The following is a 21773-nucleotide window of genomic DNA, read 5'->3' on the forward strand; positions in this document are numbered from 1 at the left end:
CAGATCAAAAACAAACGCTTTTTCCTTTGCTGTAAATGTTCGCTTCATTCAACAATCCTCCGCAACGGCATGCTTTCACATGGTTGTTGCGTTGATCAATTGAATCTACAATCGCCGTTTTGAAGCCGAGCGCCTGATAGTGATCGACGATGCCGCGAAGATGCTGGCTATCCTGCACCTGCTCCACCTCGGTCAGCTCGAACATGATCTGCTCGATGGGGAAGTGGTGCTCGCGGGCCGCCTGCAGGGTGGTGCGGATGCAGCGCTCCGGGCGGTAGACCGCATTGGGCAGAAAGTTGATACTCAGCATCCCCTTCATCCCGAGCCGTGCTGCCAGCGCGATGGCCTTGATGCGGCACAGCTGATCGAAGCGGTAGCGGTTGTCGTCGTTGACCCGGGCAATCACGCTCTGCGCCGGTTCGTTGTTGATCCCCCGCACCAGCGCCTCGTAACCGAATATGGTGCGCTGGCTGCAATCAACGATGGGCTGGAAGGCCATGGTGAAATCGAAGTCGAGATCTGCTTTCTCCTGACACAGCTGGCAGATGGCGGGGGACGGGGTGGCAGGTATATCCATGACTTTCCTCTTGGGCGTGGCGGCGCTGAGCACTGTCTCAAATGATAACAGCTCATCTCCCCCTGCAGAGGTAATTCCTTGGATTGGGCAGGGGGTGGGGAGCTGATTGCACGGGAAAGCCGGGGCCATGATGGATTCGACAATGACAGATCAATACCAAGCAGCATACTCCGCAGGCCTCCGTCACCCCGTAGGTTCGATTAGCGCAGCGTAATCGGACGAACGATAGGCTTTGATTACGGTTGTTGCCGTGAAGCAGGATCGGCCAGCCGGAGGGGAAATTCGGCTGGTCGTTATGGCTGGATAATTAATTTATGCAAACATCCAATTACGTCTACCGGCTAATAAATAATTACGGATTAACAGGGCCCAGATTTTGGAAGAAGTTGAATAGCCTTTCAATTGAATCAAGAATTTGGGTCTCCTGATTAACTTTATCTTCCCATGACTCACCAAAACTTGCGTAAAGGTGAATGTTATTTCTTTTTACTAGGAGACGGTCTAAATCTGCCACTACACCAGAAATTTCATTTGAGAAAACACCATGGTTTTTCCACGAGTGAACAACTGTGCCGAAGGTTCTATGTTTGGGGTCTTTTTTCATTAAAGACCTGATTCTTCTATTCTCAGCATGCGATCTCATTGCGCATTCAATAATTGATGAACCAACCGAAATACAACTGGAAATGGCTCCTGCTCGTTCAGACAATACTAGTTTAGATGGGGTGAACCAAGTTTCTCTTTGGGCTAATGGGTGTGACCAACTTTGAACTCTTCCAACGATCATATCATTTAGAAAATCATAGTGTTGATGTGCTTCTGCAACGGCATTTATTGCATCTTGATTAGGAAGTTTTGCCAGATTTCTCTTAGCTCCCCCAAGCTGTAAAATTCATATTCATCATTTGAAAAGTCAAAATTTCTTGCCATAAAAATAAGCCTCGCTAGTTAATTTCATTTAAGCGGCATGTATTTTTAGTCGCTAGAAAAACATTTTACTGCTGGCTTTGTAAAAAGGAAGGCTAATATATTTTTAATGTGTTCTTGATCAAGAATTTACTTTTTCATGATTACGACAACGCAAACGTCATTTTACGCTCGGCTACTAATTTAACCTACGAGTTAGTGTGGATCAGTTCAATGTTTTTTAATTATATAATTGATTTTTTTGTCTCTCCGTGTTTAATAGCAATAGATGATACCTTATCTGCAGCTATTAGAGTTAACCATTTTAGAAGGAGCTATGTAATGGTTCGGTTCTCAGTGCTTTTAATGACCGCAATTTTGATTGTTTCCCCTGCATATGCAGTTCCTAATATATGGAAAGGCGAATTTGGACAGGGCTTTTTAGCGCTTAACATTAATAATGAATCAGGGGATGAGTTCACCATTATGTGTGATCTTGGTTATACAGAAACAGGTGAAAAAACATCGGCTAGCTTTAGACTAGGAAATGGAAATGATTTATCTCCATCATCTAACAATAAAGTGGAGATTGTTGTTGATGGGAATTCATACCTTATCCCAGAAGGCGTTGGGTTCAGAAGTGGGGACATTGCATGGGAGCAATTTATCCATGTCATTAACACTGCAAGTAACTTCGATATATATGTAAATGACAAAATGATGGCCAGTTTTAATCCAACGCCACAAAGTACGAAGAAAGAACTTGCTGATCTCAGTCAATGTACTTATCGACCAATAGATAGCTAGTATTATAAAGTTTGATTGATATTATTAACTTCATATGGGGTAGATGGAGTTAAAATGTTTTTTTGTTCATCTCCGTTTGTTTTATAAAAACGGCACCAAGAGGTGCCGTTTTTAATATCACTTACTCAACCAGAATCACTGCAGCAGGGAGATATCCGCGACTTGCAGGAACAGGTTGCGCAGGTTGTTCAGCAGTGCCAGACGGTTGGCCTTGAGGGCTTCTTCGTCGGCCATCACCATCACTTCGTTGAAGAAGGTGTCGACCGGCTCGCGCAGGGCGGCCAGACGGGTGAGGGCTGCCTGATAGTCACCGGCGGCGAACAGCGGGGCCAGTTCGGCTTGCAGTTCGGCAACCTGGGTGGCCAGCGCCTTCTCGGCGGCATCGACCAGCAGTTCCGGTTTAACGGCAGTCGGCAGTTCGCCTTCGACCTTGGCCAGAATGTTGCTCACGCGCTTGTTGGCGGCAGCCAGTGCCAGTGCGGCATCCAGCGTGCGGAAGTGGCTGACGGCCTTGACGCGACGATCGAAGTCGAGCGGACGGGTCGGGCGGCGGGCCAGTACGGCCAGCACCACGTCGGCACCGATGCCTTCGTCCTGATAGGCGGCGCGGAAGCGACCCAGCATAAAGTCGACCACGTCGGTAACGACGGTTTTGTTGGTCAGCTTGTCGCCGTAGACGCGTACCGCTTCTTCAACCAGTTCAACCAGATCCAGATCCAGCTGCTTCTCGGTCATGATGCGCAGGGCACCGATAGCGGCGCGACGCAGGGCGAACGGGTCCTTGTCACCCTTCGGCAGCATGCCGATGCCGAAGATACCGGCCAGGGTGTCGAACTTGTCGGCCAGCGCGACGGCGCAAGCAACCAGACCGGACGGCAGGGCATCACCGGCAAAGCGCGGCATGTACTGCTCGTTGAGGGCCACGGCCACTGCTTCGTCTTCGCCATCGTGACGGGCGTAGTGCATCCCCATGACACCCTGGGTGTCGGTGAACTCGCCGACCATGTTGGTCATCAGGTCACACTTGGAGAGCAGACCGGCACGCTTGGCCTGAGCCGCGTCGGCGCCGATGCGCTCGGCGATAAAGCCGGCGACGGTTTCGATGCGCTCGACCTTGGCCTTGACGGTGCCCAGCTGTTGCTGGAACAGCACGGTTTCAAGGCGCGGCAGGCGGGAGGCCAGGGTCTGCTTGAGGTCGGTCTTGAAGAAGAACTCGGCGTCTGAGAGACGGGGGCGAACCACCTTCTCGTTGCCGCTGATGATCTGGCTCGGGTCTTTGGACTCGATGTTGGTGACGAAGATGAACTTCGGCAGCAGCTTGCCGTTCTTGTCGTAGACCGGGAAGTACTTCTGGTCACCCTTCATGGTGTGAACCAGTGCTTCAGCCGGCACGGCCAGGAACTTCTCTTCGAAGTTGGCAGTCAGCACCACAGGCCACTCGACCAGTGCGGTCACCTCTTCCAGCAGAGCGTCGTCCAGATCGGCCACGCCACCGAAGGCGGCAGCGGCCGCTTCGACGTCAGCCTTGATCTTGGCCTTGCGCGCCATGAAGTCGGCAATCACCATGCCGCGCTCCTGCAGGATCTGCGGGTACTGGCTGGCGTTGTCGATGGTGAATTCGCTCTCGCCCATAAAGCGGTGGCCGCGGATGGTGCGGGCAGAGTCGATACCCAGAATGTGGGCGGGCACCAGCTCGCCATCCAGCAGCAGGGTCACGGTGAAGACCGGACGCACGAACTGGATGGTCTTGTCGCCCCAGCGCATCATTTTCGGGATCGGCAGCTTGGCCAGTGCTTGGCTAACCAGTTCGCCCAGCAATTCTTTGGCCGGACGGCCTTCGACCTTGGCGGTGTGAACCAGCCACTCACCCTTGTCGGTGACCAGACGCTCGGCCTGCTCAACTGTGATGCCGTTGCCACGGGCCCAGCCTTCGGCAGCTTTGGTCGGCTTGCCTTCGGCATCGAACGCCTGCGCCACGGCCGGGCCGCGCTTCTCGACGCTCTTGCTCGGCTGTTCGCCAGCCAGCTCGCTTACCTTCAGCGCCAGACGGCGCGGTGAGGCAAACCACTCGACGTCGCCAAAGGCCAGATCGGCCTTGGTCAGTTCGGCTTTGAAGTTGTCGGCAAAGGCTTCGGCCAGGGAGCGCAGGGCTTTGGGCGGCAGCTCAGCAGTACCGATCTCTACCAGAAATGTATGTTGTGCCATGTCCGTTCCTTAACCTTGCTTGTTCTCACTGCGCTGACACATAGGGAAGCCCAGCGCTTCGCGGGAGGCGTAGTATGCCTCTGCCACGGCCTTGGTCAGGGTGCGAATGCGCAAGATGTAGCGCTGACGCTCGGTGACCGAGATGGCCTTGCGGGCATCCAGCAGGTTGAAGGAGTGAGCGGCTTTGAGGATGCGCTCGTAGGCAGGCAGCGGCAGCGGTTTTTCCAGTGCCAGCAGGTTCTGGGCTTCCTTTTCGTACTGCTCGAAGCAGTGGAACAGGAACTCCACATCGGCGTGTTCGAAGTTGTAGGTGGATTGCTCCACTTCGTTCTGGTGGAACACGTCGCCGTAGGTGGTCTTGCCCAGCGGGCCGTCAGACCAGACCAGATCGTAGACGCTGTCTACGCCCTGAATGTACATGGCCAGACGCTCGAGACCATAGGTGATCTCGCCGGTGACCGGCTTGCACTCGAGGCCGCCAACCTGCTGGAAGTAGGTGAACTGGGTCACTTCCATGCCGTTCAGCCACACTTCCCAACCCAGACCCCAGGCACCCAGGGTCGGGTTTTCCCAGTTGTCTTCCACGAAGCGGATGTCGTGGATTTCAGGATCCATGCCCAGCTCTTTCAGGGAGCCCAGATAGAGTTCCTGAATGTTGTCGGGGGAAGGCTTGATGATCACCTGGAACTGGTAGTAGTGCTGCAGGCGGTTGGGGTTTTCACCGTAGCGGCCGTCAGTCGGACGGCGGGACGGTTGCACGTAGGCGCAGGCGATGGGCTCCGGGCCCAGGGCACGCAGACAGGTCATGGGGTGGGAGGTACCGGCACCCACTTCCATATCCAGCGGCTGAATGATGGTACAGCCCTGGCGGGACCAATAGTCCTGCAGCTGCAGGATCAGGCCCTGAAAGGTTTTGACATCGAATTTTTGCATAATTTTTTTCGCGCGAAGTGAAAATCAGAGCAAGATTTGCTGAATGTGAACCGAGGGAGTATACCGTCTGGCATGGTCGGATAATAGGCGAAATTGCAGCGGATTCGCGGGATGGTGCTGCGCTGTGGCTGGTCGGGCGGGATGTCCGGTATATGATGTGAGCAGTGCCGCCTGCAGAGTGGGCTGGGTCGGGCAAACCGCTGAAATGACGAGGGAGAGGAAATGGAACTGCGCTGCGCTTGGGTGACCAAGGACCCGGAATACATTGAATACCATGACAAACAGTGGGGCAGGCCGGTCTATGACTCGCGTGAGCTGTTTGCCAAACTCTGCCTCGACGGCCAGCAGGCGGGGCTGTCGTGGATCACCATCCTCAAGCGCACCGAGAGCTACTACCGCGCCTATGCCGACTTTGATCCGGTGCAGATTGCCCGCTTCGACGAGCAGGATGTGGAGCGGTTGATGCAGGACACCGGCATTATCCGCAACCGGCTCAAGGTACAGTCGATCATCAGAAATGCCCGCGCTTATCTGGCGTTGCAGGAGCAGGGGATCGACTTCGCCGACTACCTGTGGGGCTTTGTTGGCGGCGCCCCCATCGTCAACCAGCGGCAGGGCAACGGCGATATTCCGGCGACCTCGCCGGAGTCGGATGCCATGTCGAAAGCGCTCAAGAAGCTCGGCTTCAACTTCGTCGGCAGCACCATCTGTTACGCCTTTATGCAGGCGGTGGGAATGGTGAACGATCATCTGGTCAGCTGTCCTTGCCATGCCGAGTGTCAGTTACCGTGCTGACAGCCCGCCGGTTGGCCAAAAAAACACCACTCTCGCCATCTGTTCAGGCTTGCGTCAGACAATGGCGTGCCAGCGCGTTACAATCCGGCCCCCGGCATGGTGCCGGATTGTTTTCACAGAGGTTTTTTCATGCGAGCCAAGATCCTGGTGCCAGCTCTGGCACTGACCGTTGCCCTGAGCGGCTGTACCACCAACCCCTACACAGGTGAATCCCAGACCTCCAAAGGTGCCTGGGGCGCGCTGGCTGGCGCCGCTGCCGGTGCGGCCGTAGGTGCGCTCTCTTCCAGCAAGGGTGACCGCAAGAAGGGCATCCTGACCGGCGTTGCTGCTGGCGCGGCGCTGGGTGGCGGTATCGGCTACTACATGGACGTGCAGGAAGCCAAGCTGCGCGAGAAGCTGCAAGGCACTGGCGTCAGCGTGACCCGCAATGGCAATGAGCTGATCCTCAACATGCCGAACAACGTCACCTTCGATAGCTCCAGCTCCCAGCTGAAAGCGGCAGGTGCCAACACCCTCTCCGGCGTGGCCATGGTGGTTGCCGAGTTCGACAAGACCCGCCTGAACGTGGTCGGTCACACCGACAGCACAGGTTCCCGCGATCTGAACATGAAGCTCTCCCGCGATCGTGCCGATGCCGTTGCCGCCCAGCTGATTGGTCAGGGCGTAGCAGGTAGCCGCATCTCCACCACCGGCGTGGGCCCGGATCAGCCGGTTGCTACCAACAGTACCGCCGCTGGCAAAGCCCAGAACCGCCGCGTGACCATTACCCTGACCCCGACCGCCTAAGTCGCTCAGGTTTCGGTAACGAAAAGGCCCCGCCAGTGATGGCGGGGCCTTTCTATTGGCGCCGTGGCGAGCAATGGCGCCTTGTTGTTTGCTCCCTTCTCCCCTCGTGGGAGAAGGGGCGGGGATGAGGGGGATAAGCGCCTCTTAGACAGCGGCAGTCAGCTGTACTTCGACCTTGTAGCCTTCGTGGGCGAGGCGTGCTTGTACGCAGGCGCGCACGGGTGCGGTGCCAGCCGGGAGCCAGGCATCCCACTGCTCGTTGAAGGCAGCGATGTCCTGAATGTCTTTGAGATAGATATTGGCCATCAGGATCTTGTCGACGCCGGAGCCGTTGGCTTCCAGCAGGCGCTGCAGGCTTGCCAGCACTTCGCGGGTCTGCTGGTGGATGTCGGCCTCTTCGCTGACGGGCACTTCCACCACGTAGAGGGTGCCATTGTGGATGACCACGTCTGACCAACGCTGGGTGGTGCCGATTCGGGTAATGGTTGTCATGGAGTGCTCCGGTACAGGGGCTTATTGACCCTTGCGGATCAGATAGCGGTAGGGGGCCTGCTCTGTCTCGCTGGCGACCAGGGTGTGATCCATAAAGCGGCAGAAACTGGGGATGTCGCGGGTGGTTGAAGGATCGTCGGCGCTGACCAGCAGGGTCTCGCCATCCGCCATCAGCCGCACTTTCTTGCGAACCATCATAACGGGTTCCGGGCAACGAAGCCCGATTGCGTCCAACTCATGAGTTGCGCCGCAGAATAAATCACTCATCTATTATCAACCTTCAACCTATTCGGCTGCCAATGATACTCAGGGCTAAAAAATAATCAAACAAATGACCCATTCACCAGCATATGTAACCGAAATGTTATTCGGCCCTATCCAGCTTGCGCCGGACGAGTAATATAAAAATTGAACCATATTCAACAAGGAGGTGAATATGCAGGTCTCCTACGGCAGATTACAAGCCTATGCAGGCATGGGGTTCTTGTCCTTCGCCATGATAGTGATGGGCAGCCCGATCGGGAATACCGGTACCTGGTTCGGCTCCATGGTGATGGTCGGGTTGGGGCTCTGGATCGAGCTCAGCGATTACTATGACGAGGATGAGGACGAGAACGATCAATCCTGAATCGGATGACGATTCAGCAACAAAGGCGGAGCAATTCCGCCTTTGTCATTTCTGCCGTTTGGCAATGTACCCGGATCATCGGGTCGAGCGCATCGCCCGCTCCAGATGCAGCGCCGTCTGCGCCGGGTTGGCCTTGGGATCGTTGAAGAAGTTGCTCAGCACATCGAGGATCGCCTGCCGCATATTGGTCGGCGTCGCCATCCCTTCCGCCATGCTGGGCAGCAGGTTGTCCTGCTTTTCCGCCAGCAGGAAATCCTGATAGGAGCGGACGGCGCAACGGTCGAACTTGCTCATGTCGGGATTGGTCAGCGCCGGGATCGACCCCTTCACCCGATTGAACTCCTCCTGAAATTGCGGCGTCATCAGCAGCTGGGCCAGATCCCCCTGTGCCTGCAGCTGGGCCGGATCCCGCTGTTTGAACATGGCGATGGAGTCTAGGTTGTAGCTGAACAGTCCGGCGCTGCCCGGGCTCGGCAGGCAGGCGATATCCTCACCCGGCCGGTAGTTGCCCGCGCTCAGCTCCCCTTTCACCCAGTCGCCCATTACCTGCATGGCGGCGCCACCGCTCTCCAGCAGATTGGTGGCCTGATGCCACTTCAGACCGGCGTATTTTTGCGGCACATAGGTACGCAGCTGCTGGAAACGGGTCAACACCCGCACCATGTCGGGGCCGGTCAGGGTGGCGCTGTCCTGCTCGAGGAACGCCTTGCGATAGAATTCTTTTCCGCCCTCACCGAGTGCCACCGTTTCAAACAACACCGCCAGCTGCCAGGGCTCGTTGCCAATGGCGAGCGGGGTGATGCCCCGTTTTTTAAGCTGGTCGGCGACGGTGACAAACTGGGCCCAGTCGGTGGGCGGAGTCAGCTTGTTGCGCTCGAAGATCTTGCGGTTGAGCCACAGCCAGTTGACCCGGTGGATGCCGGTGGGCACCGCCATCAGGGCGCCATTCTGGCTGAGGGTGGCACGCACCATGGGCGGCATCTGACTGTACCAGCCGAGGTGTTCGGCCATCGGGCTGAGATCGCGCAAAAAGCCGAGTCCGGCCCACTCCTTGAGCTCATAGCCCTTGAGGTGGGCCGCTTCGGGCGGGTTGGCGGCCAATGCCCGGCTCTTCAATACCGTCATGGCGCTCTTGCCACCGCCGCCCTGTACCGCGAAGTCGTTCCACTGGTTGCCCTGTCTGGTCCACTCGGATTTGAGTACTTCGACCGCTTTCGCTTCGCCGCCGGAGGTCCACCAGTGCAGTACCTCCACCTGGGAGGCGGCAACGGGAGCAGAGAGCAGGGCGATGACAGAAAAAGACAACCACTTCATAAGGTTACTGCCTTGGTAGGGAGAGCGTGGCCTGCAGGCCACCTTGCGGACGGTTTTCCAGCACCAGATCGCCACCGTGGGCGTGGGCTATGTTGCGGGCGATGCCAAGGCCGAGGCCGGTGCCAGCCTGATCCGTGCTGAGCCGGTAATAGGGTTCGAAGATGCGCTCGAACTGATCGTCCGGCAGGCCGGGGCCCTCATCCATGATAAAGAGGATCAGCATCTCCTCGTCATCCATGATGATGATGCGCACCTTCTGGCCGTACTTGATGCCGTTATCTACCAGATTGCCGATACAGCGTTTGAGCGCCAGCAGCTTGCCGCGATAGGGCCACTTGCAGTGCCCTTCGATGGTCAGCCGTTCGTCGTGCAGATTCATCGACTCCGCCATCTGTTCCAGCAGGGCGTTGATGTCGATCTCCTCGATATTCTCGTGAATGTCGGTCTCTTTGACCGTCTGCAGCGCCCCTTTCACCATCAGTTCCAGTTCGTCGAGATCCTTGTTGAACTTGGCGATTTGCACCTCGTCATCGAGCAGTTCGACCCGCAGCCGCAGCCGGGTGATGGGGGTCTTGAGGTCGTGGGAGATGGAGCTGAACAGCCGCTCTCTATCGTCGATATAGCGACGAATGCGGTGCTGCATGATGTTGAAGGCGCGGGTGGCCGCCACGATTTCCGATGCTCCTTCCTCCTTGAGCGAAGGTTGGTCGATATCCTTGCCCAGATTCACCGCCGCCTTGGCGAGACGGCGCAGCGGGCGGGTCTGCCAGCGCACCAGCATAAAGGTGAAGAAGCAGAGGAACACCGTCATCAGGGCGATGAAACGCACCTGGTTGCTCGGCATCACGGTATCGTCGAGGGTCATGTAGGGGGCGGGCAGCAGGGCCGCCAGATAGAGCCACTCTCCCTTTTCGATCTCGATCTGGGTCACCAGCACCGGCGGATTGAGCGGCTCCAGCGACAGGGTGTAGCGGGCCCAGGAGGAGGGAAGATCCGCCAGCAGGGTGTCGTTGTTGAAGACGTGGAGGTCGTCGGGCCGGGAGAAATCCACCTTGATCGCCATGGCGTCGGAGAGCTTGCGGGTCAGCACTCCCTGCACCTCCTCCAGCACCTGCGTCTTGCGTTCGCTGTCGGGGATGGCGTTGATGTGGATCTCTTCCTCGTTGAGCGAGACGAAGAAGCGGCTGCCCCCCATGTTGCGCAGCTGGTCCAGCGCGATATGGCGATACTGCAGCGGCAGGGATTTGAAGAAGTTGACGGTGGAGGCGGCAGACATGGCGAGGTTGCGGGTGGTGCTGAGCATCCCCTCCAGCTCCCGCTTCTGGATCTGCTGCATCCAGATGCCGGTCAGAATGGTCTGGGAGAGCAGGATGGCCAGCAACAGCAGCAGGATCATCCGTGACAACAGGGAGCGGGGCACCAGCGCCCCCCAGGACCACTTGTTGCTCATGGCAGTTCGTGCACCTCGGCGATCAGCATGTAGCCGCTACCGCGGATGGTTTTGATGATGCGCGGGCTCTTGCCGTTGTCGCCCAGCTTCTGGCGCAGACGGCTGATCTGTACGTCGATGCCGCGCTCCATCGGCAGACTTTCGCGGCCGCGGGTGGCATCCGAGATGGTGTCCCGATCCAGCACCACGCCGGGCTGTTGCAGGAACATGCCGAGCAGCATGGCATCGCTGCCGGAGAGATCCAGCAGGCTGCCATCATCATGGGTCAGCTGATGGCTCAGGGTGTCGAGGGTCCACTCGGCAAAACGCAGGCGGCGGCTCGGCTCTTTCTCTTTTTCCGGCTGGCGGAATTCGGCGCGGCGCAGCAGCGCCTTGATGCGGGCCTGCAGTTCACGGGGGCTGAACGGCTTGGCGATATAGTCGTCGGCGCCGAGTTCCAGGCCGATCACCCGATCCGCTTCGTCGGAGGCGGCGGTCAGCATGATGATGGGCACCTGGGAGTCACGACGGATCTGCTGGCAGAGGGTAAAACCGTCCTCGCCGGGCATCATGATGTCCAGAATAATCAGGTCCGGGCTGTGCTGGGCGAGTTGCTGGCGCATCTCATTGCCCTCCGCCGCCGTCAATACCTGAAAGCCCGCCCGGGTCAGGTACTCATTGAGCAGCTCGCGGATCTCTTGGTCGTCATCGACGATCAGCAGTTGTTTGCTCATTGACATATGTATGTGCATCCACCCATTTTTTTGTGCAGATTGAACCTGTCGGGGGAGTAAAAAGCAAGCAAGCCCCCTATCTAATGTGAGGTTTAAGGCAATAACAGCCTATTGATAAGATTAAAACGAAAAAAGGCCGACCCAAACGGGACGGCCAACAGACAGCTTCTGACCACTGACGAGCACCCCGTGTGGCGATCGTCACAGACTTGAAAAGGGGCCAGTCAGACTGGCCCCGAAAAGGGACAACTCTCAGTAGTGCATCCCGTCGATCCGGCTGGTTATCACACCCGTTCAAACACGGTGGCGATGCCCTGACCCAGACCGATACACATGGTGGCAACCCCCAGGGTGGCATCCTTCTCCTCCATCAGATTGATGAGGGTGGTGGAGATGCGGGCGCCGGAGCAGCCGAGCGGGTGGCCCAGCGCAATGGCGCCGCCGTTCAGGTTTACCTTCTCGTCTACCAGATCCTGCAGACCCAAATCCTTCACGCAAGGCAGGGACTGGGCGGCAAACGCCTCGTTCAGCTCGAACAGGTCGATATCACCGACAGTCAGGCCGGCACGCTTGAGCGCCTTCTGGGTGGCCGGTACCGGGCCGTAACCCATGATGGCGGCGTCACAGCCGGCGATGGCCATGGCACGTACCTTGGCGCGCGGCGTGAGGCCGAGGGCCTTGGCGCGATCCGCGCTCATCACCAGCATGGCGGCGGCGCCATCGGACAGGGCCGAGGAGCTGCCAGCGGTGACGGTGCCGTTGACCGGGTCAAACACTGGGCGCAGTTGGCTCAGGGTTTCGACCGTGGTCTCCGGGCGGATCACCTCGTCATAGTCGTAGAAGAAGCGGGCGCCGCTGGCGTCATGGCCTTCCAGCCCGACGATCTCCTTGGCAAAACGCCCTTCCACGGTGGCGGCGTGAGCGCGGCGATGGGAGCGGGCGGCAAACTCGTCCTGCTGCTGGCGGCTGATGCCGTGCAGCTTGCCGAGCATCTCGGCGGTCAACCCCATCATGCCGGAGGCTTTCGCCACCGACTTGGCCATGCCGGGGTGGAAGTCAACACCGTGGCTCATCGGCACGTGGCCCATGTGCTCGACGCCGCCGATGATGAAGATATCCCCATCACCCACCTGAATGGCGCGGGAGGCATCGTGCAGCGCCTGCATACTGGAGCCGCACAGACGGTTGACGGTGACCGCCCCCACCTGCTTCGGAATACCGGCCAGCAGCGCGGCGTTGCGGGCGATGTTGAAGCCCTGCTCCAGGGTCTGCTGCACGCAGCCCCAGTAGATATCCTCGATCTCGTTCGGGTCGAGGTTGGGGTTGCGCAGCAGGATGGATTTCATCAGGTGCGCGGACAGATCTTCTGCACGCACGTTGCGGAAGGCGCCGCCCTTGGACCGGCCCATCGGGGTCCGGATACAGTCGACAATGACTACGTCTTTCATGAATGGATCTCCTTTCCGCAATCAGTAGAAGGTTTTGCCCTGGGCGGCCATCTCGCGTAAGCGGTCGCTGACGCGGTAGAGCGGGCCCAAGTCGGCATACTGGTCGGCCATGGCCACGTAGCGATCCAGACCGATAGTGTCCAGATAGCGGAACACGCCGCCGCGGAAGGGAGGGAAGCCCAGACCGTAGACCAGTGCGATGTCGGCTTCGGCTGGCGTGGCGACAATGCCCTCTTCCAGACAGAGCACCACCTCGTTGATCATCGGGATCATCATGCGAGCGATGATGGCGTCCTTGTCGAAATCCTGTTTCGGCTTGGCGATGGGGGCCAGCAGCTCGTAGCTGGCGGCGTCAGCCACTTTCTTCGGCTTGCCTTTCTTGTCCTGCTCGTAGGCGTAGAAGCCCTTGCCGTTCTTCTGACCAAAGCGGTTCACTTCGTACATCACGTCGATGGCAGTGCGGCCTTCCTTGCTCATGCGTGCCGGGAAGCCCTGCGCCATCACATCACCGGCATGGTGACCGGTGTCGATGCCGACCACGTCCAGCAGGTAGGCGGGGCCCATGGGCCAGCCGAACTCTTTCTCCATCACCTTGTCGACGGCGGCGAAGTCGGCACCATCGGCGACCAGCTTGTTGAAGCCGAAGAAGTAGGGGAACAGCACGCGGTTGACGAAGAAACCCGGGCAGTCGTTGACCACGACCGGGGACTTGCCCATGGCGGCGGCATAGGCCACCACGCGGTTGATGGTTTCATCGGAGGTTTGCTCGCCGCGGATGATCTCCACCAGTGGCATGCGGTGCACCGGGTTGAAGAAGTGCATGCCGCAGAAGTTCTGCGGGCGCTTCAGCCCCTTGGCCAGCAGGGAGATTGGGATGGTGGAGGTGTTGCTGGCGAGCACTGCGTCTTCGCCAATGATCCCTTCCACTTCGCCCAGTACGGCGGCTTTCAACTTGGGATTCTCGACCACGGCTTCGACCACCACGTCCACGCCTTTGACGTTGTCATAGCTGAGGGTCGGAGTGATGGCGGAGAGCACCTGGCCCATCTTGATGCCATCGATGCGGCCCTTTTCGAGCTGGCCGTTGAGCAGCTTGGTGGCTTCGCCCATGCCAAGTGCCAGCGCCTTCTCGTTGATGTCCTTCATCACCGCCGGAATGCCCTTGCTGGCAGACTGGTAGGCGATGCCGCCGCCCATGATGCCGGCACCCAGTACGGCGGCGTGGCCAGTGGCCTTGCTTGCCTGCTTGGCTGCCTTCTTGGCCAGCGCCTTGATGTGCTGATCGTTGAGGAAGATGCCGACCAGCGCCTTGGCGACATCGGTCTTGGCCAGCTTGATGAAGCCTTGCGCCTCGGCCACCAGAGCCTCGTCACGGCCCATACCTGCGGCGGCCTCGACGGTTTTCACCGCCGTCATCGGCGCCGGATAGTGTTTGCCCGCCACGGCGGCAACCATGCCGGCGGCGGTGGTGAAGCTCATCATGGCTTCCAGTTTGGAGAGGCGCAGCGGGGCTTTCTTGGCGGCGCGACGGCTCTGCCAGTCCAGCTTGCCCGCGATGGCGTCCTTGATCATCTGCAGCGCAGCGCTCTGCAGCGCGTCGGGGGCGACCACGGCATCGATGGCACCCACCTTGAGGGCGTCATCGGCACGGTAATCCTTGCCGGTGGTGATCCACTCGAGCGCGTTGTCGGCACCGATCACTCGCGGCAGACGGACGGTGCCGCCAAAGCCCGGCATGATGCCGAGTTTGGTCTCGGGCAGGCCGATTTTGGCTGTGGTGTCAGCTAGACGGAAGTCGGTGGAGAGAATGGTCTCGCAGCCGCCGCCCAGAGCGTGTCCCTTGATGGCGGAGAGGGTCGGAACCGGCAGATCTTCGATGGCATTGAAGATGTCGTTGGCCTTTTTCAGCCAGCCGAGCAGATCTTCTTGCGGCAGATCGAACAGTTCCAGGAATTCGGTAATGTCGGCACCGACGATAAAGGCGTCTTTGCCGGAGGTGAGGATCAGACCTTTTAGTTCACGTTCTTGTTGTAATGCGGCGATCGCTTCGCTCAGGGAGAGCAGGGTAGCGCGATCCAGCTTGTTGACTGAACCCGGGGCATCAAACCTCAGTTCGGCGATGCCGTTTTCGAGGTAGCTGACCGACAGGGTTTCGCCTTGGTAGATCATGAGAGTGTCTCCTTGTTCCCACTCAGTGGGGAGTGGTGCTCCTTAATCCCCAGCAGGGGGCGAGGCTCACTATTGATCCAAAAGGAGACATTTTCAACACCTATTTAAAACATTTGTTTAACAGATCTCGAGTAAAAGCTCTTCATCACAAAACGGGCGAAAGAGAGGCGCCTTGCGGCGCCTCGGATAGATGTGAGTTTGTAATCAACTGGCCAGTTCAGGCCGGTTTCGATACTGGTTCAGCACATCGGGATCGGCGAGGGCATGAGTATTGTTGACGGGCCGATTGTGCACCACTTCCCGCACCGCCAGTTCGACGATCTTGCCGGACTTGGTGCGGGGGATGGCATCCACCTGCAGGATGCGGGCGGGCACGTGGCGGGCGGTGCAGTGCTGCTTTATTTGCTGGCGGATCCGCTCGCGCAGCGGCTCATCAAGCTTGCAACCCGCCTTGAGCTTGACGAACAGCACCACCCGCTCGTCCTGCTGCCACTGCTGGCCGATGACGATGCTCTCTTCCACTTCGTCGAGCTGTTCGACATAGCGGTAGATCTCGCTGGTGCCGATGCGCACGCCGCCCGGGTTGAGGGTGGCGTCGGAGCGGCCGTAGAACAGAATGCCACCGGTCGGGGTCAGCTCAATCCAGTCGCCGTGGCACCAGATGTTGTCGAACCGCTCGAAGTAGGCGGCGTGGTACTTGTCACCATTCTCGTCGCCCCAGAAGTAGATGGGCTGAGCCGGGAACGGCTTGGTGCAGACCAGCTCGCCCTTCTCCCCCTGCACCGGCTGGCCCGCTTCGTTGAACACCTGCACCGCGAGACCGAGGCCACGCCCCTGGCTCTCGCCGCGATAGACGGGGCTGAGCGGGTTGCCGATGACGAAGCAGGAGCAGATGTCGGTGCCACCTGAGATGGAGCTGAGCTGCACATCCTGCTTGATCTGCTGATAGACGTAGTCGAATCCCTCCGGCGACAGCACAGAGCCGGTGCTGCAGATCAGCCGCAAGTGAGGTAAGTCGTGGCTCTTGATGGGGGCATAACCCTGCTTGTGCAGTGCGTCGAGATACTTGGCCGAGGTACCGAACAAGCTGACCTGCTCGTCGCGGGCGAGATCCCACAGCACATTGCCATCCGGGTAAAACGGCGAGCCGTCGTAGAGCACCAGAGTTGCGCCGGAGGCGAGGGCGCTCACCAGCCAGTTCCACATCATCCAGCCGCAGGTGGTGAAGTAGAAAATTCGCTCCCCCGGTTTGATGTCGCAGTGCAGCTGGTGCTCTTTCAGGTGTTGCAGCAGGGTACCGCCGATGCCGTGCACGATGCACTTGGGTTTGCCGGTGGTACCCGAGGAGTAGAGGATGTAGAGCGGGTCATTGAAAGCCATGGACTCGAACTGGAGGCTGGCGTCCGGCTGGCTTGCCAGCACTTGCTGCCAGTCGTGGCCAAGCTGCAGCGGGTTGCCGAGCAGCGGGATCATCACCGTCTGCTCTATGCTGCCTAATTGGCTCACCACGCTGGCGACCTTCTGTTGAATGTCGATAGCTTTGCCGTTGTAGCGATAGCCATCCACCGCAAACAGCACTCGTGGTCGGGTCTGGCCGAAGCGCTCCACCACGCTGGCTTCACCGAAGTCAGGGCTGGTGGAGGTCCAGATTGCCCCAATGCTGGTGGTTGCCAGCATGGCAACCACGGTTTCCGGGATATTGGGCAGGTAGGCGGCGACCACATCGCCACGACCAATTCCCTGATGGCGCAGCCACTGCGCCAGCCGGGCAACCTGTTCCCCCAGTTCACCCCAGCTCAGCGTACGGCTTGGGCTCCCTTCGATACGGGAGATGATGGCCGGGCTCTCGTCCTGGCGGCGCAGCAGGTTTTCGGCGAAGTTGAGGCGGCTGTCGGGGAACCAGCGGGTGCGCTGCATATCCTGACGGTTCTCCGCCACTATGTTGCCGAGCTCGCCCTTGACGCCGCAGTGTTGCCATACCAGCGGCCAGAAACGGGTGGTCTTCTCCACCGACCATTGATAAAGCTGCGGGTAGTTCTGCAACTGCAAGCCGTGGAAACGGTTCACCTCCGCCATAAAACGGTAGAGGTTGGATTGCTGCATCCCGAGCGGATCCGGTTGCCACAGGCAGAGGTTGTTCATGAGTAATCCCTGACTTCATGTATCTATCGGCAGTGTATTGAATTGTTTTTGATTTGTTAATGATTGGTTTTCTGTTGATAACAAACGCGTTTGTAACGTATGCGTTACCTCACGAAGCGGCAGCTTGACGGGTCGAGCCGCCAAGCGCTTGATGTTATGCTGCAATCACATTCACCTCGGAGCAGGACGCCATGAGCAGCTACAGCCAACTTTTTGCCCAGCACCTCGATACCTTGCAGCAGCGCACCCGCGACATTCTGCAACAACAGGGGCTCAGCGGACTGGCCATCCACTCCGGCCAGACCCACCGCATCTTCCTCGATGATCAGGATTACCCGTTCAAGGTAAACCCCCACTTCAAGGCCTGGTTGCCGGTGCTGGACAACCCCCACTGCTGGCTGCTGGTGGACGGGGTGAACAAACCGGTATTGCTGTTCTACCGCCCGGTCGATTTCTGGCACAAAGTAGCGGATCTGCCCAACGCCTTCTGGGTCGAGTTCTTCGATATCCGTTTCCTGACCCGGCCGGAACAGGTGGCCGACCATCTACCAGCCAACAAGCAGGAGTGGGCCTATCTGGGTGGCCATCTGGAAGTGGCTGAACTGCTGGGGCTGACCCAGCCCAATCCGGAGGCGGTACTCAACTACCTGCACTATCACCGCGCCTACAAGACACCCTACGAGCTGGAGTGTCTGCGCGAGGCGAACCGGATTGGGGTTCGCGGCCATATCGCCGCCAAGGACTCCTTTATGGCGGGGGCGAGCGAGTTCGAGATCAATCTGGCCTATATGAAAGCGGTCGGACAGGGAGCCAATGAGGCGCCCTACGGCAATATCGTCGCCATCAACCGTAACGCAGCCATCCTTCACTACACCCATTTGTCCGCCTTGCGGGTGCCCGATGCGGAGCGCCACTCCTTCCTGATCGATGCCGGTGTCGATTTTCACGGTTATGCCTCCGACATCACCCGCACCTGGGCGTGGCGGCGTGGCGAGTTCGCCGATCTGATTGCGGCCCTCGACGAGCAGCAGCAGGAGATCATCAAGGAGATCAAACCGGGTCGCCGCTACAGCGAGCTGCATCTGCAGATGCACCACAAGCTGGCGAGCCTGCTGCAAGCGACCGAGCTGGTGGATATGTCGGTAGACGAGATGATCAACACCGGGGTGACCAACGTCTTCTTCCCTCACGGCCTCGGCCACTTCCTCGGTTTGCAGGTACACGATGCGGGCGGTTTCATGCAGGATGAGCGCGGCACCCATCTGGCGGCGCCCGAGCTGTTCCCCTATCTGCGCTGCACCCGGGTGATGGAGGTGGATCAGGTGTTCACCATTGAGCCGGGCCTCTACTTCATCGACAGTTTGCTGGAGCCGCTGCGTCAGGGCGAACAGGGCAAGCGGGTTAACTGGAACAAGGTGGAGGCGCTGCGTCCGTTCGGCGGCATCCGCATCGAAGACAACGTGGTGCTGCACGCCAACGGGGTGGAGAACATGACCAGACAAGCAGGACTCTGATGGCGGCTGCGTACTCCATTCCGGCTGCCCCGCTGGAGTTGACCGAAGAGATAAAGAAGAGCCGCTTCATTACCCTGATCGCCCACACCCCGACCGTCGAGGCGGCCAAGGGGTGGGTTAACGAGATCAAGCGCCAACATCCGGCCGCGCGCCATCACTGCTGGGCCTTTGTGGCGGGTGCGCCGCAAGATAGTCAGGTTTATGGCTTCAGCGATGACGGCGAACCGTCCGGTACCGCGGGCAAACCGATCCTGGCCCAGCTGATGGGTTCGGGGATCGGTGAAATCTGCGCCGTGGTGGTGCGTTACTACGGCGGCATCCAGCTTGGTACCGGTGGACTGGTCAAAGCCTATGGGGGCGGCGTCGGTACCGCCCTCAAGCAACTGCCCACCCTGCTCAAGGTGCCACGTACTCCCTCTCTCATTCACTGCGATTACGGTGACATGGGGACTGTCGAGTCGCTGATCAGCAGCCATAATGGCGAATTGCTGGCGGCGGATTACGGTCAGCTGGTCACCTTGCAGGTGGCGTGGGAGTCCTCGGTTTGGGCTCAGGTGGACCGTGAATTGACCGACCGGACTCATGGGCGGGTATCCCTCAGCCCCTTAGATGGCTAGAATCCATCGCTCTTTAATTGGGGAAAGGGAGCTGTAATGCACATCCTGAGCATTATTCGCATTGTTGGCCTGCTGGTTGCGCTGTTCAGCTCGACCATGCTTTTGCCTGCACTGGTGGCCTTTGGCTATCGGGATGGTGGTGGTGCCGAGTTCGTCAGCTCTTTTCTGATCGCCCTGCTGCTCGGCGTGGTGCTCTGGTTTCCCAATCGCTACCACAAGAAGGAGATGCGCTCGAAAGAGGGTTTCCTCATCGTGGTGCTGTTCTGGACCGTGCTGGGCAGTGTGGGGGCTGTGCCCTTCATCATGAGCGACGTGCCGGACATGTCGGTCTCGGAGGCCTTCTTCGAATCGTTCTCCGGCCTGACCACCACAGGCGCAACGGTACTGACCGGGCTCGATAATCTGCCCAAGGCGTTTCTGTTCTATCGCCAGTTGCTGCAGTGGTTGGGGGGGATGGGGATCATTGTACTGGCGGTGGCCATTCTGCCACTGCTGGGTATCGGGGGTATGCAGCTCTACCGTGCCGAGATCCCGGGGCCGGTGAAGGATACCAAGGTGACGCCGCGCATCGCCGAAACGGCCAAGGCGCTCTGGTTCATCTATCTGCTGCTCACAGCGCTCTGTGCGCTGGCCTACTGGCTCGCCGGAATGACGTTGTTCGATGCGGTCTGCCATTCGTTCTCGACGCTATCGGTCGGTGGCTTCTCCACCCACGATGCCAGCATCGGTTTCTTCAACAGTCCGGTCATCAACCTGATTACCGTGGTGTTCCTGCTGCTGGCCAGCGTGAACTTTGCGCTCCACTTTACCGTCTTCTCCCACCGCCCGGTGCGGCTCGGGCGCTACCTCTATGATTCTGAGCTCAAGGTGTTCCTGGCCATTCAGGCGACCCTGGTGATGATCTGCTTTGTCGCCTTGCTGACCCACGGACACTACGCCACCTGGCAAGAGGCGCTCAACCACGGTCTTTTCCAGGCGGTCTCTCTGGGTACCACCACCGGATACAGTACAACTACTTATGCCGACTGGCCCTCGTTCCTGCCCATGCTGCTGATGTTCTCCGCCTTTATTGGCTGTTGCGCGGGCAGTACTGGCGGCGGTATCAAGGTGATGCGTTTTATGATCCTGTTCATGCAGGGGATGCGCGAGTTGAAGCGGTTGGTTCACCCCAGAGCCATCTATACCTTGAAGCTGGGGAATCGGGCGGTGCCCGAGCGTATCGTCGAGGCGGTGTGGGGCTACTTCGCCACCTATATTATTCTCTTCTTTATGTTCATGTTGCTGTTGCTGATGACGGGGCTGAACGAAGTGACCGCATTCACCGCTGTGGCTGCGGCTTTCACCAACGTAGGCCCGGGTTTGGGAGAGGTATCAGCCAACTTCGGCAATATCTCGCCAGCGGCCCAGTGGGTACTGGTGTTGGCTATGTTGTTTGGCCGATTGGAAATTTTCACGCTTCTGGTACTGTTTACTCCTGCATTCTGGCGTAGTTGAGGTTGTTATGGACAAGATTCTGGTGCTTTATTCCTCTCGGGATGGCCAAACCCGCAAAATAGTCAATGTCATGCTGGAGCAGATGCCGGGATGCGAAGTGGTGATGCACGACCTGCATACCTTGCCGATGTGCAACCTCAGCAAGTATGCCAAGGTCTTGATCGGCGCCTCCATTCGTTATGGCAACTTCCACCCCAGCCTGTTCAGCTTTATTCACGCTCATCAGGAGCAGTTGGAGGTGGCCAATGCGGCCTTCTTCTGTGTCAACCTGACGGCCCGCAAGCCAGAGAAGCAGACGCCGCAAACCAATGCCTATATGAAGAAGTTTCTGCGCCTCTCCCCCTGGAAGCCGAAAACCCTGGGCGTCTTTGCCGGTGCGTTGCAATATTCCCGCTATAACTGGTGGCAGACGCGCATCATCCAGCTGATCATGAAGATTACCGGTGGCAGTACCGACACCAGCAAGGACATTGAATTTACCGATTGGGAAAAGGTGCGCAGCTTTGCCCGCGAATTCTGGTCAAAAAGGTAGCAGCGTGATGTGAATTCAGGGTTTCTTGCCCGAAACAGCCCCGCCGATGCGGGGCTTTTGTTTAATAAAACAACGGTTGAACCGGAAAACTGTAAAAAGTGCCATTTTTTGCAGTTTTCCTCTTGTCATCCCGGCGCGGCTCCCTATAATGCGCCCCTACCAGCACGGCGGAACACGCCGGACTGATGAGCCAGCTTCCTAGCGAAGTGGGCGCCGAAAGAAAAGCGAAAACAATCGCTTGACTTTCGAAG

At 58.5% G+C, this 21773-nt stretch carries 20 protein-coding genes and 1 pseudogene; 8 read left to right on the top strand and 13 right to left on the bottom strand.

All coding sequences use genetic code 11. The annotated features are described in order from the left end of the window. Window positions 1-103: 103 nt before the first annotated feature. Window positions 104-577: pseudogene (locus ACB035_RS19915) on the bottom strand (EAL domain-containing protein); the annotation flags it as partial. A 352-nt stretch (window positions 578-929) separates the two neighbouring features. Beyond that, complete coding sequence (locus ACB035_RS19920; protein WP_252657114.1) at window positions 930-1181, bottom strand: hypothetical protein; 252 nt, start codon at window positions 1179-1181, stop codon at window positions 930-932. Between the two features lie 536 nt (window positions 1182-1717). On the opposite strand from ACB035_RS19920, the gene ACB035_RS19925 reads away from it, so the two are divergent. Further along, the gene (locus tag ACB035_RS19925) at window positions 1718-2290 is read left to right on the top strand and encodes a hypothetical protein (protein WP_371167980.1); all 573 of its coding nucleotides are present in this window, start codon (window positions 1718-1720) and stop codon (window positions 2288-2290) included. 135 nt (window positions 2291-2425) lie between these two features. On the opposite strand, the gene glyS is transcribed toward ACB035_RS19925, so the two are convergent. Both glyS and glyQ read right to left on the bottom strand, forming a co-directional pair. Then, window positions 2426-4495 (bottom strand): glycine--tRNA ligase subunit beta, encoded by a 2070-nt coding sequence (glyS, locus tag ACB035_RS19930; RefSeq protein ID WP_371167981.1) that lies wholly within the window; start codon window positions 4493-4495, stop codon window positions 2426-2428. Window positions 4496-4504: 9 nt separating this feature from the next. After that, window positions 4505-5428, bottom strand: coding sequence for a glycine--tRNA ligase subunit alpha (glyQ, locus tag ACB035_RS19935; protein WP_005339464.1), 924 nt, complete (start codon window positions 5426-5428; stop codon window positions 4505-4507). Between the two features lie 222 nt (window positions 5429-5650). Between glyQ and ACB035_RS19940 the strand changes: the two genes are divergently transcribed. Then, complete coding sequence (locus ACB035_RS19940) at window positions 5651-6223, top strand: DNA-3-methyladenine glycosylase I (protein ID WP_368215359.1); 573 nt, start codon at window positions 5651-5653, stop codon at window positions 6221-6223. A 129-nt stretch (window positions 6224-6352) separates the two neighbouring features. Beyond that, window positions 6353-7009: an OmpA family lipoprotein gene (locus ACB035_RS19945; protein WP_005339468.1), complete on the top strand. Its 657-nt coding sequence runs from the start codon at window positions 6353-6355 to the stop codon at window positions 7007-7009. A 144-nt stretch (window positions 7010-7153) separates the two neighbouring features. Here the strand turns inward: ACB035_RS19945 and ACB035_RS19950 are convergent, their stop codons facing one another. Further along, on the bottom strand, window positions 7154-7501 hold the full coding sequence (locus ACB035_RS19950) for a RidA family protein (RefSeq protein ID WP_371167982.1): 348 nt from the start codon (window positions 7499-7501) through the stop codon (window positions 7154-7156). A gap of 21 nt (window positions 7502-7522) precedes the next feature. Continuing rightward, window positions 7523-7768: a sulfurtransferase TusA gene (tusA, locus tag ACB035_RS19955; RefSeq protein ID WP_005339470.1), complete on the bottom strand. Its 246-nt coding sequence runs from the start codon at window positions 7766-7768 to the stop codon at window positions 7523-7525. 169 nt (window positions 7769-7937) lie between these two features. On the opposite strand from tusA, the gene ACB035_RS19960 reads away from it, so the two are divergent. Then, window positions 7938-8129, top strand: a complete 192-nt coding sequence (locus ACB035_RS19960) for a hypothetical protein (RefSeq protein WP_005339471.1) — start codon at window positions 7938-7940, stop codon at window positions 8127-8129. Window positions 8130-8204: 75 nt separating this feature from the next. Here ACB035_RS19960 and ACB035_RS19965 read toward each other — a convergent pair whose 3' ends face one another. From ACB035_RS19965 to ACB035_RS19990, 6 genes are all read right to left on the bottom strand, one after another. Beyond that, complete coding sequence (locus ACB035_RS19965) at window positions 8205-9443, bottom strand: ABC transporter substrate-binding protein (RefSeq protein WP_371167983.1); 1239 nt, start codon at window positions 9441-9443, stop codon at window positions 8205-8207. Between the two features lie 4 nt (window positions 9444-9447). Continuing rightward, the gene (locus ACB035_RS19970) at window positions 9448-10893 is read right to left on the bottom strand and encodes an ATP-binding protein (RefSeq protein WP_005357365.1); all 1446 of its coding nucleotides are present in this window, start codon (window positions 10891-10893) and stop codon (window positions 9448-9450) included. Further along, the gene (locus tag ACB035_RS19975; protein ID WP_005339475.1) at window positions 10890-11612 is read right to left on the bottom strand and encodes a response regulator; all 723 of its coding nucleotides are present in this window, start codon (window positions 11610-11612) and stop codon (window positions 10890-10892) included. Before ACB035_RS19975 ends, ACB035_RS19970 begins: the two co-directional genes overlap by 4 nt. Window positions 11613-11890: 278 nt before the next feature. Continuing rightward, on the bottom strand, window positions 11891-13054 hold the full coding sequence (gene fadA, locus ACB035_RS19980; protein ID WP_005342451.1) for an acetyl-CoA C-acyltransferase FadA: 1164 nt from the start codon (window positions 13052-13054) through the stop codon (window positions 11891-11893). A gap of 21 nt (window positions 13055-13075) precedes the next feature. Next, window positions 13076-15223 carry a fatty acid oxidation complex subunit alpha FadB gene (fadB, locus tag ACB035_RS19985; protein ID WP_371167984.1) on the bottom strand — a complete coding sequence of 716 codons (2148 nt, stop codon included), beginning with the start codon at window positions 15221-15223 and terminating at the stop codon, window positions 13076-13078. Window positions 15224-15427: 204 nt separating this feature from the next. Next, entirely contained in the window at window positions 15428-17365 is a 1938-nt protein-coding gene (locus ACB035_RS19990) for an acetoacetate--CoA ligase (protein ID WP_371167985.1), read from the bottom strand. Window positions 17366-17556: 191 nt separating this feature from the next. Between ACB035_RS19990 and pepQ the strand changes: the two genes are divergently transcribed. The 4 genes from pepQ to hemG are packed head-to-tail and all read left to right on the top strand — an operon-like array spanning window position 17557 to window position 21522. Further along, window positions 17557-18879, top strand: coding sequence for a Xaa-Pro dipeptidase (gene pepQ, locus ACB035_RS19995; protein WP_371167986.1), 1323 nt, complete (start codon window positions 17557-17559; stop codon window positions 18877-18879). Continuing rightward, window positions 18879-19496, top strand: a complete 618-nt coding sequence (locus ACB035_RS20000; RefSeq protein ID WP_088868134.1) for a YigZ family protein — start codon at window positions 18879-18881, stop codon at window positions 19494-19496. The genes pepQ and ACB035_RS20000 overlap by 1 nt, the downstream gene beginning before the upstream one ends. A 36-nt stretch (window positions 19497-19532) precedes the next feature. Beyond that, entirely contained in the window at window positions 19533-20990 is a 1458-nt protein-coding gene (locus ACB035_RS20005) for a TrkH family potassium uptake protein (RefSeq protein ID WP_005339482.1), read from the top strand. Between the two features lie 7 nt (window positions 20991-20997). Further along, on the top strand, window positions 20998-21522 hold the full coding sequence (gene hemG / locus ACB035_RS20010; RefSeq protein WP_279506510.1) for a menaquinone-dependent protoporphyrinogen IX dehydrogenase: 525 nt from the start codon (window positions 20998-21000) through the stop codon (window positions 21520-21522). A gap of 61 nt (window positions 21523-21583) precedes the next feature. Here hemG and ACB035_RS20015 read toward each other — a convergent pair. Continuing rightward, a partial coding sequence (locus ACB035_RS20015) for a hypothetical protein (protein ID WP_371167987.1) occupies window positions 21584-21773 on the bottom strand: 190 nt, incomplete at its 5' end.

Source organism: Aeromonas sp. S12(2024), from assembly GCF_041402305.1.
In the GTDB taxonomy this organism is placed as follows: domain Bacteria; phylum Pseudomonadota; class Gammaproteobacteria; order Enterobacterales; family Aeromonadaceae; genus Aeromonas; species Aeromonas veronii.

What these genes read in the sequence shown, in the direction of transcription:
- glyS (WP_371167981.1), bottom strand. Translation starts at nt 4,495, where the DNA reads ATGGCACAACATACATTTCTGGTAGAGATCGGTACTGCTGAGCTGCCG.
- ACB035_RS20005 (WP_005339482.1), top strand. Translation starts at nt 19,533, where the DNA reads ATGCACATCCTGAGCATTATTCGCATTGTTGGCCTGCTGGTTGCGCTG.
- ACB035_RS19990 (WP_371167985.1), bottom strand. Translation starts at nt 17,365, where the DNA reads ATGAACAACCTCTGCCTGTGGCAACCGGATCCGCTCGGGATGCAGCAA.
- ACB035_RS19925 (WP_371167980.1), top strand. Translation starts at nt 1,718, where the DNA reads ATGTTTTTTAATTATATAATTGATTTTTTTGTCTCTCCGTGTTTAATA.
- ACB035_RS19945 (WP_005339468.1), top strand. Translation starts at nt 6,353, where the DNA reads ATGCGAGCCAAGATCCTGGTGCCAGCTCTGGCACTGACCGTTGCCCTG.
- ACB035_RS19970 (WP_005357365.1), bottom strand. Translation starts at nt 10,893, where the DNA reads ATGAGCAACAAGTGGTCCTGGGGGGCGCTGGTGCCCCGCTCCCTGTTG.
- ACB035_RS20000 (WP_088868134.1), top strand. Translation starts at nt 18,879, where the DNA reads ATGGCGGCTGCGTACTCCATTCCGGCTGCCCCGCTGGAGTTGACCGAA.
- glyQ (WP_005339464.1), bottom strand. Translation starts at nt 5,428, where the DNA reads ATGCAAAAATTCGATGTCAAAACCTTTCAGGGCCTGATCCTGCAGCTG.
- ACB035_RS19965 (WP_371167983.1), bottom strand. Translation starts at nt 9,443, where the DNA reads ATGAAGTGGTTGTCTTTTTCTGTCATCGCCCTGCTCTCTGCTCCCGTT.
- ACB035_RS19950 (WP_371167982.1), bottom strand. Translation starts at nt 7,501, where the DNA reads ATGACAACCATTACCCGAATCGGCACCACCCAGCGTTGGTCAGACGTG.
- tusA (WP_005339470.1), bottom strand. Translation starts at nt 7,768, where the DNA reads ATGAGTGATTTATTCTGCGGCGCAACTCATGAGTTGGACGCAATCGGG.
- fadB (WP_371167984.1), bottom strand. Translation starts at nt 15,223, where the DNA reads ATGATCTACCAAGGCGAAACCCTGTCGGTCAGCTACCTCGAAAACGGC.
- ACB035_RS19960 (WP_005339471.1), top strand. Translation starts at nt 7,938, where the DNA reads ATGCAGGTCTCCTACGGCAGATTACAAGCCTATGCAGGCATGGGGTTC.
- ACB035_RS19940 (WP_368215359.1), top strand. Translation starts at nt 5,651, where the DNA reads ATGGAACTGCGCTGCGCTTGGGTGACCAAGGACCCGGAATACATTGAA.
- ACB035_RS19920 (WP_252657114.1), bottom strand. Translation starts at nt 1,181, where the DNA reads ATGAAAAAAGACCCCAAACATAGAACCTTCGGCACAGTTGTTCACTCG.
- hemG (WP_279506510.1), top strand. Translation starts at nt 20,998, where the DNA reads ATGGACAAGATTCTGGTGCTTTATTCCTCTCGGGATGGCCAAACCCGC.
- fadA (WP_005342451.1), bottom strand. Translation starts at nt 13,054, where the DNA reads ATGAAAGACGTAGTCATTGTCGACTGTATCCGGACCCCGATGGGCCGG.
- ACB035_RS19975 (WP_005339475.1), bottom strand. Translation starts at nt 11,612, where the DNA reads ATGTCAATGAGCAAACAACTGCTGATCGTCGATGACGACCAAGAGATC.
- pepQ (WP_371167986.1), top strand. Translation starts at nt 17,557, where the DNA reads ATGAGCAGCTACAGCCAACTTTTTGCCCAGCACCTCGATACCTTGCAG.